We start from the raw sequence: 11,439 nt of genomic DNA on the forward strand, positions 1-11,439 counted from the left end.
GATTAGTTATTTACGGACTGATTACCGTTATTCGCTAATCACCGAATCGCACCATGGACTTAACCCAAGGCTGGCTTTACCAAACTCGCTGGGTAGAGTTGGCAGAAGTTGAAACCCTCAGTCCAGAGACAGCTAAAGTTATTCGCCAAATCTGTGAGCAGAAAAAGCTGAAAACACCGCGTTTGGGAATCATTGACGACCAGAACCCCACGGCTTTTACTTATGGTTCATTACCGAACAGCGCCCGTTTAGTCGTCAGTCAGGGACTTTTCACATACCTCGATGACGATGAAGTTGCTACCGTTTACGCTCACGAACTGGGGCACATCGTCCACTGGGACTTTGCAGTGATGACAGTAGCTTCTACCTTAGTGCAAATTTGCTATCTAATTTACATTACAGCCAGAAGATTGGGACGTGGTGGCGATAGCAAAATTAAAGATGCGATACAAACTGCTGGTCTAGTTGCCTACGTGTTTTATGTCATCGGTACTTATCTAGTGCTGTACCTCTCCCGCACACGAGAATACTTTGCTGACCACTTTGCAGCCGAAAGTACAGGTAATCCCAATGGATTATCCCGCGCTTTGGTGAAGATTGCTTATGGGATATTGGAGGAAGGTTCGCGGACACAAGAACCCAGCCGTTTAATTGAAGGAACTCGCGCCTTGGGTATCTATGACCATAAAGCCGCCGCTTCCACAGGAACCGCCTACCGTATTGCATCCGATACTCAAAAAATTGGTCGCGTCTTTCTGTGGGATATGTTTAACCCTTGGGGCTGGTGGATGGAGTTAAATTCCACTCATCCCTTGACAGGCAAACGAGTTCGCGCATTGAGCAACTACGCCGAACAATTGGGTTTACCGACTGAGTTTGATATGGGGCGAGTTATTGGAGAAGGCAAAAGTCTGAATAAAAGTAGGCTTTACGGCAACTTCTTTTTAGATGTTGTACTCTACGGCGCTGAAACAATTGGTTTCTTTGCTGGCTTGGTAACAGGTGTGATTTTGTTGTCAAGTTCGCAAAACACAGGTTTAGTATTGGGTGCGCCACTTATTGGCTTAGGGATGGGAATTCTCGTCAAAGCCTTGGTAATGTTCCCCGACTACAAGCAAGCACCGGAAACCGATATTCTCACCCTGATGTCAGACCCTTATGCCAGCCCGTTACGCGGACAACCGGCAAAACTTGAAGGTCAACTAATTGGTCGTGGCGACGCTGGTTATAAATTTGGTTCCGATTTAAAAATTCAAGATCGTAGCGGAATGCTTTATCTGCATTACGCCTCACGCTTTGGTCCTATCGGCAATTTTTTGTTTGGAATGAAGCGAGTCCAAAGCTTGATTGGCGAACAAGTTGGGGCTGTGGGTTGGTTCCGTCGAGGTGTTGCGCCTTGGATGGATTTAATTCAACTCCAAAGTGAAAATGGCACTGTTGTCAACAGTTACCATCGCTTTTGGTCATTCATCCTTGGCGGTGGATCGATTATCCTGGGAGTGGTCTTGACTATGTTTTTGAGCCGCAGCTAGCAAAGTTTCTAGGCTGCTGTCGAAGCATTTCTCAGTCCATCCAAGCTTTAATTTCTCAGGAGGTAGTTAGTAGCTGCCTCCGTTTTTTATTGAAGGGGGCAGGAGGCAGGAGGCAGGAGGCAGGATAATACGGGGATCGCATTTGTTGATTTGGGGTTCGCATTTGTTGATTTGGAGTTCGCATTTGTTGATTTGGGGTTCGCATTTGTTGATTCGGAGTTCGCATTTGTTGATTTGGAGTTCGCATTTGTTGATTTGGAGTTCGCATTTGCTGATTTGGGGTTCGCATTTGTTGATTCGGCGATCGCATTTGTTGATTCGGGGTTCGCCTTTGTTAATTCGGGGTTCGCATTTGTTGATTCGGCGATCGCATTTGCTACCAAAAGCTTAATTGTGCATTAAGCTTATATGCTGCCTTTGGCAAGATTGGCTACCACTTTCACTAACTCTTCTGGCTCAACTGGCTTGGATAAATGAACTTGGAATCCAGCTTGCAGAGCGAGCCTATGTTCTTCATCTCTAGCAAATGCCGTTAGTGCTACAGCTAGAATCTTCTCCTCTTGCTCTGCTTCCTGCGCCCGCACTTTCCGAATTAGAGAATAACCATCCTCATCAGGCATTCCAATATCACTGACTAGCACATCTGGTTTTAATCGTTCTAGTGCTTCTAGAGCTTCACCTACTGAGCTAACTGCCCTCACCTGCCCTCCAGACTGTTCAAGAATGAAGGCAATTAACTCCCGCGTATCGGCATTGTCATCTACAACAAGTATTTGCAAACCGTTGAGTATTAAAAGGTTATCTACTTTTACTTTACTATCTTTAATTAACTGCTCTGGTTGCGGTTCTACCAGAGGCAACAACACTGTAAATTTTGCTCCCTTTCCTTCCCCTTCGCTAACTGCGTAGACTGTGCCTGAGTGCATTTCTACTAAATGGTGTACAATTGCCAGCCCCAGCCCTAAACCATTGTCTACTCTAGTAGTTGTGCTATCAGCTTGACGGAAGCGCTCAAAAATATAAGGTAGAAAGTCAGTACTAATTCCCTTACCTGTGTCAGAGACAGTTATCTGGATATTTGAGTTTACCTGTTCGAGATGTACTTCAACTCGCCCTCCGCTAGGTGTGAACTTGACGGCATTAGAGAGCAAATTCCAGACAACTTGTTGCAGGCGTTCGGCATCACCCATAACTTGACCAACTGAAGAGTCAAGATTAAATTCAACTTGAATATCCTTAATTTCAGATGTGGGATGTACAGCTTCAATTGCCGCCTGAATTACAGGTATAAGGTCAACTTTCCGTAAATTTAGGCGAATTTGTCCTTGTACAATGCGTGAGATATCCAAGATATCTTCAATCAGTTTTCTTTGAAGTTTGGCATTCCGCTCGATTGTCTCCAATGCCTTAGAGGTAGTTGCTTCATCCCATTTGCGAGTACGTATTAGTTGAACCCAACCCAGCATAGAATTGAGAGGTGTACGAAGTTCGTGGGAAACGATCGCTAAAAACTCTTCCTTGATGCGGTTAGCTTCTTGGGCTTGCTGATAAAGTTGGGCATTTTCAATGGCGAACGCTGCGTGTTGAGCAAGTTCTTCAGCCATTTCTAAGTCTACAGTTGTGTAATGGCGTCCTGGTTGTGCAGACGCAAATAGAATTGTTCCTAGCTTGCGATTACGTACTAACAGTGGCACTACCATCTGAGACTTAATTTGGAGTTGGCGCAGCAAACTGAAGTGTTCCTCATTCGAGGACTTTTTCTGTAATGAAGACTCAAGAATGTTTGTAACCAGTTCCGGTTTACCAGTTCGTAAAACTTTCGCTGGGCCATAATCAGCATCAACAGCAATTGGATAGCGTTGTTGGAGTTCTCGGATCAGCGCATCGTTTCCTGGTTCAGATGCAACGATGACTGGGTTAGTAAAGACGGGCAAATTATTTTCGACGACATCCACAATACACCAATCAGCAAGGGTAGGCACTGCTAATTGCGCAACGCTAGTTAGGGTAGTGCGATAATCCAAGGAAGATGCCAATACACTACTTGCTTCAGCCAAAAAATTAGAGCGTTTTTCTGCCGCTTGGGCTGCAATTCGGGCGGCTTGCTCATTGGCAAATAACTGCTGGCGCTGCAACTCTAAACGCCTACGCTGGCTAATATCACGCATTAGCCAGCGCAGAGCAACTGGCTTACCTAAATCATTACGAACGGTAACTACTGTCAAAGCGACATCAAAACAGATTTTTTCTCGTGGTTGTAAACACACTTCCCATTCCCCGCCCCGGTCGAGCTGCTGCAACTGAGTTAGGTAATTAAAAAAAGCTTGATGATCTGACTGGGCGATGAAAGTAAGTAGCGGTTTGCCAGTCAAAAATCGCTGTGAAACATTGAGGTGTATGGTAGCAGCACGGTTAGCTTCCAATATAGTGCCGAATGTATCAGTTACCAAGTAACCATCAGGTGCAAAATCAAATAATTCTTGGTAGCGCTGACGCTCCTTCTCTACTACGATTCGTGTTGCTTGTAGTTCCTCGGAGGCGATTTGTAGTTCTTCTAAAGTAATTTGAAGTTCTTCAAAAGCTTCTGCTGTTAGTTCTTGCTGTGAATACGGCTCACTTATAGTCCTTTGCACTAATCCCGTTACCCGTGAGCGCAATGTCTCTATTTGTTGACTGAAATCGTCTACATCCATGTTGCTCACTTTGCAAAGACTAAGAAGCGTAAATTAGATAAAATATCTGGCAATTATAAATCCAAATGTACGCTAAAAGCCGATCTCAAAACTATTGCTCAAAAGATAGAGGTTTGGCTTGACAACGCCAGTTCTACAAAGTTAATTAAACACAATATAGTTCTCAACCTCTAACTACCTACCATCCTAAAATAAAGAATTCATCAAGAAATCTATCTACAGTGTTGTACAGCAAGAAACATAATAGGTAGATTTCAGCAAATGCTTTTATAGCTTAAGGGGGGCCTGACATTTACAGCAACACTACCAGAACAATAGGTCAAAATTGGCCCAACCAAGTTGATGATTAACAATCAGTGGGTAAAAAGGTCATCTAATTATGGAAGCAGCGGCTAAGAGTAACCTGAAGCGCGTAACTTTGGAACTTGGTGGTAAGAGTCTTAACATCGTCTTTGCCGATGCAGACATGGACGCGGCGATCGCAGGTTGCCACGATGCCTTATTCTTTAACCAGGGGCAGTGCTGCTGTGCTGGTTCGCGATTATTTGTCGAAGAAAAATGCTATGACAAGTTTGTTGTCGCGAACTAGGCGAATATGGCTTGCAGCAATATACCGAAGTTAAGACCGTTACCATCAAGTTGTAGTTCGAGGCGAAGAGGACAAGGGAAAATAGGGGGACAAAGGAAAGGGCAATACTGTTCGGTTAAGCATTTTTAACTTGAAATTGGGCATTGGGAAAAGGTTACTGGGTTTGGGTTAAAAGCTTTTCTTTTCCCTTTTACCTTTCCCCTTAACCGAAAGGTATTGGACAAGAGCAGGATTTTCTCGCTTTGTCCCCTTGTCTGTTTATTCATCCCCCTAAATCTGAAAAAAATCGATTTTAGGAGGATGATGAATGTGATATTTGATATGGGGTGGGCATGATAAATAGATTATGCACACAACCCTAAGAGAATTCTGATGATAAATGCGATCGCCACTAGATTTCGCCAACTTATGGCTGGTAAAAACAGCCCAATTGGCAGATATGACCATAAAAACAAAACCAAGCGTTCCTTAGCACTGTATACCTGCATAGGATTAGTAGGTGGAATTCTGGCATTGTTGTTAATGGCGTCCCCAGGAGTGGCCCAAAAACCTGAACCTCAACAATCTCCACAACTCCAACAACCGTTATTAGTAGCTACACGAGTTATACCGCCCTTTGTGCTATCAAACAAAGGCCAGCTATCAGGATTCAGTATCGACCTCTGGCGCAGCATCGCTAACAAAATAGGTGTAGACTCTAAATTTATAGAATATTCCAGTGTGCCGGAATTGCTTTCTGCTATTAAAGAGGGCAAAGCCAACTTGGGGATTTCAGCTATCTCAATTACAGCCGAACGCGAACAGAATTTTGATTTCTCATTACCTATTTTTTCTGGGGGACTGCAAATTATGGTCAGAAACCCAGAAAGCAACAACGGCGCCTTTCCAAATATTTTGCAATTGTTTTTCTCTGCCAGCCTCTTACAGGTAATAGGCGTTGCCCTGGTGCTAATTGTCGTAGCAGCCCATATTATTTGGTTATCTGAGCGTCATCACAAAGATGGGATGATTCCTAAATCATACTTTCCTGGCATTTTCAAAGCCTGTTGGTGGTCAGCTGCCACATTAGCAACCCAAGCTGACGAAATGCCCAAGGGAGTATTGGGACGCCTAGTAGGTATTGTCTGGATGTTCATCGGAGTACTTTTTGCCGCCTACTTTACAGCCAGCGCGACTACCTCATTGACAGTGCAACAGCTTCAGGGCGATATCAGGAGCATAGACGATTTACCCGGCAAGGTAGTGGCCACAACTGCGGGTAGTACAGCCGCCACATACCTGCGAGAACATAAGCTTTCAGTTTTAGAAGTTACCAAAATTGAGCAAGCTTACAATGCTCTGCAAACAAAAAAAGCTGATGCCGTAGTGTTTGATGCGCCTGTACTCCTCTTCTATGCTGCCAATGAAGGCAAAGGGAAAGTACAGATTGTTGGCAGTATCTTGCGTGAAGAAAGCTACGGTATCATCCTGCCCAACAACAGTCCCTACCGCAAACCAATTAATCAAGCTTTGCTGAGTCTCAAAGAAAATGGCACTTATCAATCGCTATATGATAAGTGGTTTGATGCTGAAAAATCTTGAAGAAGGAAGCAGGGAGCAGGAGAGCAGGGGAGAAGTTGCAGTAAGTGCTTTCCCCTCTGCCCCTCTGCCCCTTTTCAGCTCCCTTCTTTCGCCAGTTGAGCTTTTGCCTGTTGCCAGAGAGTTTCTAACTCATTCAAACTGTAATCAGAAAGGGGACGGTCAACAACCGCCTCCATTTTTTCTAATCGTTGGACAAAGCGTTGATTTGTGCCTTGCAAAGCAGTGCTGGGGTCAAGATTATGCCAACGCGCTAGCTGAATCACGGCAAATAGTAAATCGCCTAATTCTGCTTCTTGTCGTTCTGGTGTTTCCTCAGCTAAAGCTTGCTGGAACTCTCCCAACTCCTCATGAAACTTATCCCAGACACCCTGAATATTTTCCCATTCAAACCCGATCGCCGCAGCCTTTTGAGAAATCTTCATCGCCGCCGTCAGTGGGGGAAGAGTACGTCCATAACGAGCGAGTTTAGCACTAAATTTTTGGGCGTCTGGAGATGCTTCGCCCTTTTCCGCAGCTTTGATTTGTTCCCAATTTTGCCGCACCTCATCCACACTTGCCACCGACACATCACCAAACACATGAGGATGACGGCGAATCAACTTTTGGGAAATCCCCTGAGCGATTTCCTTAAGAGAAAATTGCCCCGATTCACTGGCAATTTGGGCTTGTAATACCACCTGTAATAATAAATCGCCTAACTCCTCAGCGATCGCACCCTGATCCCCACTCTTAATCGCATCCACCACCTCATAAGCCTCCTCAATCACAAAAGGAGTCAAAGTTTCGGCAGTTTGAGCCAAATCCCAAGGACAACCACCATCAGGCTCGCGCAACTTCGCCACCACCTCAATCAACTCCTGCAACGCCCCCAAAATCTCATCTTGCTTTTCCATACCTCTGCGTACCTCTGCGCTTCCCTTAGCGTTCCTTTGCGTTTAAAAAAATTACTTCTTCACTCTCGCCCGACGACTACCACCCCTCACCTTCCGCCTCTTAATTTTGCCACTAGGAAGCAACCCCCGAACCCCCTGTTTTCTTACCCGCTTATAAGCCGATCCCCCCCAATCGCTGAGAGAATGACTCATCGCACCGAGTTCCAACCCCAAAAACAGGGCGATATATTCAGTATCGTATTGCACGAGCGATCGCCCCACAATTCCCCCCAAATCCTGCCAACTAAAACTCAGATTCCAAAACCTTTGAGCGATCGCCAAAACGAAAATTGCCAAAATAGCAAGCAAACACCCCAGATAAAGTATCCGCAAAATTGTGCCGATAATCGGCCCGTGGGATAAAAAAGAACGATGCCGGAGACTTTTTTGATAAGGTAGCCAAATCCAGCGCAAGAAACCCCAGCGTTGAAATTGCACAGAGTAAATATCCAAATCGGGGCCAAACATCAGCCCACCAAAGAGAAACCCGCCTGCAACCAACAAAGTCGCACTGCTACTGCGAGTTTGCCAAAAAGTAACGCCCGCCACCAATGGCAGAGCATACATAGTAATGCGATCGTGCGTCCGACCAGAGGGCATCCTAAATCCTGTTAGTGATAGCGGGGCGTTGAGCTAGTGCTGAGTAACTGAATACTGAGTCAGTATAAGAGAAAAAAAGATTTTCTTGAAACTACTAGCGCAATGCGAAATCTTTTGCTATATTAGTTAAGGATTAGTCAAACGGGCGGTTAGCTCAGTTGGTAGAGCGCCTGCCTTACAAGCAGGATGTCATCAGTTCGAGTCTGGTACTGCCCATTAACTAAATAAAGGCTAGAAACCGCATATAAGCTGTTTCTAGCCTTTTTGAATTTGTAGTATTTTTTAAGTACGGCAAAGGATAATTTTCGGGTCTGAATGAATATAAGTTCTCCAATCCATACCAGTTTACCTTTATGGGGCTTCATTTATTATGAGCAATGTCTACGGTGGTAACAGAGCGGCTGGTGAGCGGAGTCGAACCATGTCGTACTCCTTCGGAGAAGCAAGCTACGCGGAGCGTCTCGTAGAGAAGTGCGGGCTGCGCCAACGCACCATTTAGATAGTCCGCTTAAGCAAAAGATTTTCGATTGCTCAAAAAATTAATCACTAGTTAATATTGAAGCAAGAAGGTCAGGATGAGACAGATGTGGGCAATGTCCAGAAACTAGCTCAATGGCATCGACTCCTAAGCGCTTGCGTGCAGCATAGCGTGACCATGTAGGAGACAATATTCGGTCATCGGTACAAACAATATATTTACGCTCAACATGCGGCAAAGCTTTTAGAGGATTCGTTTCAAAAATATATGCCATAGATTGTTGCGAACGACTTTTCGAGATTGCCCACTGTGCTACATCCGGTTGACAATCATGAAAGAAAAACTCCCTTAATACTGCTTCGTCTGAATAATCTTTGCCTACGGAAGCTGGTTCAAACATATCAGGCTCATCGTAGAACTGTTGGAGTTTACTTGGGTCTTTTGGCTGGTAATTGAATGATTTGAGCGTGTCAGAATCGAGACGATGAGAAAATTGGTCGAGTGTACTGACTCCGGGATATGGGAGTAGCGCTGCCACAAATACTAGTTGACGCACTTTTACTGCTTCAGCAACTAGGGGAATTATAGTACCAGCCATTGAGTGACCGACTAGCACAATATCATCATCAGTTTTTGGCAGTGCTTGAATTACTACATCTGCAAATTGGGACAAAGTAGCAGATGAATTTTCAATTGGTAAATCCATTGCTACAGCTTTGTTACCCTGTGCTTCTAAGTGGGGAATGAGCAAATCCCAACACCAAGTGGCTTGGAAAGCACCATGAACTAGACAAAATAGACTCATATAAATTGAATAGTGGTAATGGTGGACGAGTTTTTTAACTTCTCTTATTTTTTAGCAAATTTTAAAACTCGATCGGGTAAGTTACATCAGCACATGCTATATATTCAAACAGCAGTTAAAACAGGCTGAAAAGGTTGCAATAAAATACCCAAAATTTTATCAACTTCTTTAATATAGTACTCAGTCGAATCTATATAAACAGTCATTCCTTCTAAAAATAAAAACTTCCAGTTAGTTCCACTAGTAACCGAGCCATAAATCCGCCCAACTTCATTGCCTTGATTTTCATTGAACAATTGCGCTGCAATCATTGCCGCTACACATTGACCAAGACCGCCGATAATATCTTCTTTTTTTGCTTCAAAAATAAACATTACCGGAGCAGAAATAAATAATTGCTCTTGGGAATTACTGATTATATAATCGCAAAAACCTTGTAAGCCTTGAGTCGCATCAACATTAAATTCATTTCCAGAGAACAGCGAGATTTGATTATTTAATAATCGTCTGACCTCTGCGAGGATTGGTGCAATTAAAAACTCTGACCTTGCTTTTTCGGTTGCGATCGCAGTTGCTAAAGGGATGTAATCTATGAAAATCGTTCTGAGTGTTTCTGATGGTGTAACAGGTTTTGTATCAACAAATAAATTCTGAGTTTCATCGAGTGTTAAATCAAAACTCTTTTTCACATTGGGGAGACTGAAATCGCTGTATGCCATCCTTCCACCTTGTGATTATCTATCATTAGGGTAATGTCCCCTTGTCACCTTTGCCATGATTCGCCAACTCTTTCGCTCTCGTCTGGGAATCAAACTTTAATTTATTATCCCACTGTTGTGCTTTGCCAAACTTTTCAACAGCGCCATTAATATCATCATTTCGCGCTAACTTCTCACCTTGGATAACTAACGTTGTCGCTCCTTGCGCTAACCGAGATGGAATTTGGCATGATTGTAACTCTTCTAATACTTCAGGATGGGCAATGAGATAATTATTTAGCAACTTGCAACCACTGTCTAATAAATTATCGAAATCCAAATCCCATAAAATCACGGTCTTGTCACCACTACCAGAAGCCAGTGTCTTGCCATCGGGGCTAAATCCGACGCTATAGACCGGACTGCTATGCCCAGTCAGGGTTTTGATCGCTTTGCCTGTGCTGACATCCCAGAGTTTGATCGTGTTGTCAAAACTGCCAGAAGCCAGTATCTTCCCATTGGGGCTGAATCCAACGCTATAGACCGAACTGCTATGCCCAATCAGGGTTTTGAGCGCTTTGCCTGTGCTGACATCCCAGAGTTTGATCGTGTTGTCACCACTACCAGAAGCCAGTGTCTTGCCATCGGGGCTGAATCCAACGCCCCAGACCGAACTGCTATGCCCAGGTAGGGTTTTGATCGCTTTGCCTGTGCTGACATCCCAGAGTTTGATCGTCTTGTCTACACTACCAGAAGCCAGTGTCTTGCCATCGGGGCTGAATCCGACACCCCAGACCGAACTGCTATGCCCAGTGAAGGTTTTGATCGCTTTGCCTGTGCTGACATCCCAGAGTTTGATCGTCTTGTCTACACTACCAGAAGCCAGTGTCTTGCCATCAGGGCTGAATCCGACGCCCCAGACCGAACGGCTATGCCCAGGTAGGGTTTTGATCGCTTTGCCTGTGCTGACATTCCAGAGTTTGATCGTCTTGTCTACACTGCCAGAAGCCAGTGTCTTGCCATCAGGGCTGAATCCGACGCTATAAACCGAACTACTATGCCCAATCAGGGTTTTGATCGCTTTGTCTGTGCTGACATCCCAGAGTTTGATCGTCTTGTCTACACTGCCGGAAGCCAGTGTCTTGTCATCGGGACTGAATCCGATGCTAATGACCGAACGGCTATGCCCAGTCAAGGTTTTGATCGCTTTGCCTATGCTGACATCCCAGAGTTTGATCGCCTTGTCATCATTGCCAGAAGCCAGTGTCTCGCCATCGGGGCTGAAGGCTACGCTTAAGACCGAACTGCTATGCCCAGTCAAGGTTTTGATCGCTTTGCCTGTGCTGACATCCCAGAGTTTGATTGTGTTGTCATCACTGCCAGAAGCCAGTGTCTTGCCATCGGGGCTGAATTCGACGCTAATGACCGAACTGCTATGCCCAGGCAGGGTTTTAATCGCTTTGCCTGTGCTGACACCCCAGAGTTTGATCGTCTTGTCATCACTACCAGAAGCCAGTGTCTTGCCATCGGG

10 protein-coding genes and 1 tRNA gene are annotated in these 11,439 nt (G+C 44.8%); 5 read left to right on the forward strand and 6 right to left on the reverse strand.

Features of this window, described 5'->3' with window-relative positions; translation table 11 throughout:
* Window positions 1-53: 53 nt before the first annotated feature.
* Window positions 54-1,532: a zinc metalloprotease HtpX gene (locus ACM0OX_RS33620; RefSeq protein ID WP_414519313.1), complete on the forward strand. Its 1,479-nt coding sequence runs from the start codon at window positions 54-56 to the stop codon at window positions 1,530-1,532.
* A gap of 166 nt (window positions 1,533-1,698) precedes the next feature.
* Window positions 1,699-1,923, forward strand: coding sequence for a hypothetical protein (locus tag ACM0OX_RS33625; protein ID WP_414519315.1), 225 nt, complete (start codon window positions 1,699-1,701; stop codon window positions 1,921-1,923).
* 13 nt (window positions 1,924-1,936) lie between these two features.
* Here the strand turns inward: ACM0OX_RS33625 and ACM0OX_RS33630 are convergent, their stop codons facing one another.
* A complete protein-coding gene (locus tag ACM0OX_RS33630) occupies window positions 1,937-4,225 on the reverse strand; it encodes an ATP-binding protein (RefSeq protein WP_414519317.1) in 2,289 nt (762 codons plus the stop codon).
* A gap of 379 nt (window positions 4,226-4,604) precedes the next feature.
* Here ACM0OX_RS33630 and ACM0OX_RS33635 point away from each other — a divergent pair, with 379 nt between their 5' ends.
* Window positions 4,605-4,814 (forward strand): aldehyde dehydrogenase family protein, encoded by a 210-nt coding sequence (locus ACM0OX_RS33635; RefSeq protein ID WP_414519319.1) that lies wholly within the window; start codon window positions 4,605-4,607, stop codon window positions 4,812-4,814.
* 372 nt (window positions 4,815-5,186) lie between these two features.
* Entirely contained in the window at window positions 5,187-6,395 is a 1,209-nt protein-coding gene (locus ACM0OX_RS33640) for a transporter substrate-binding domain-containing protein (protein WP_414519321.1), read from the forward strand.
* Window positions 6,396-6,469: 74 nt separating this feature from the next.
* On the opposite strand, the gene mazG is transcribed toward ACM0OX_RS33640, so the two are convergent.
* On the reverse strand, window positions 6,470-7,288 hold the full coding sequence (mazG, locus tag ACM0OX_RS33645; protein WP_414519322.1) for a nucleoside triphosphate pyrophosphohydrolase: 819 nt from the start codon (window positions 7,286-7,288) through the stop codon (window positions 6,470-6,472).
* Window positions 7,289-7,339: 51 nt separating this feature from the next.
* Window positions 7,340-7,927 carry a metal-binding protein gene (locus tag ACM0OX_RS33650; protein WP_414519324.1) on the reverse strand — a complete coding sequence of 196 codons (588 nt, stop codon included), beginning with the start codon at window positions 7,925-7,927 and terminating at the stop codon, window positions 7,340-7,342.
* Window positions 7,928-8,070: 143 nt separating this feature from the next.
* Here ACM0OX_RS33650 and ACM0OX_RS33655 point away from each other — a divergent pair.
* Window positions 8,071-8,143: transfer RNA gene (locus ACM0OX_RS33655), tRNA-Val, on the forward strand.
* A 323-nt stretch (window positions 8,144-8,466) separates the two neighbouring features.
* On the opposite strand, the gene ACM0OX_RS33660 is transcribed toward ACM0OX_RS33655, so the two are convergent.
* The 3 genes from ACM0OX_RS33660 to ACM0OX_RS33670 all read right to left on the reverse strand — a co-directional run.
* Entirely contained in the window at window positions 8,467-9,210 is a 744-nt protein-coding gene (locus ACM0OX_RS33660) for an alpha/beta fold hydrolase (protein WP_414519326.1), read from the reverse strand.
* Window positions 9,211-9,314: 104 nt separating this feature from the next.
* Window positions 9,315-9,929, reverse strand: coding sequence for a hypothetical protein (locus ACM0OX_RS33665; protein ID WP_414519328.1), 615 nt, complete (start codon window positions 9,927-9,929; stop codon window positions 9,315-9,317).
* Between the two features lie 25 nt (window positions 9,930-9,954).
* On the reverse strand, window positions 9,955-11,439 hold a 1,485-nt coding region (locus ACM0OX_RS33670; protein WP_414519330.1), incomplete at its 5' end, for a WD40 repeat domain-containing protein.

Origin of the sequence: Nostoc sp. PCC 9305 (assembly GCF_963920915.1) — a bacterium.
Taxonomy (GTDB): Bacteria; Cyanobacteriota; Cyanobacteriia; order Cyanobacteriales; family Nostocaceae; genus Nostoc.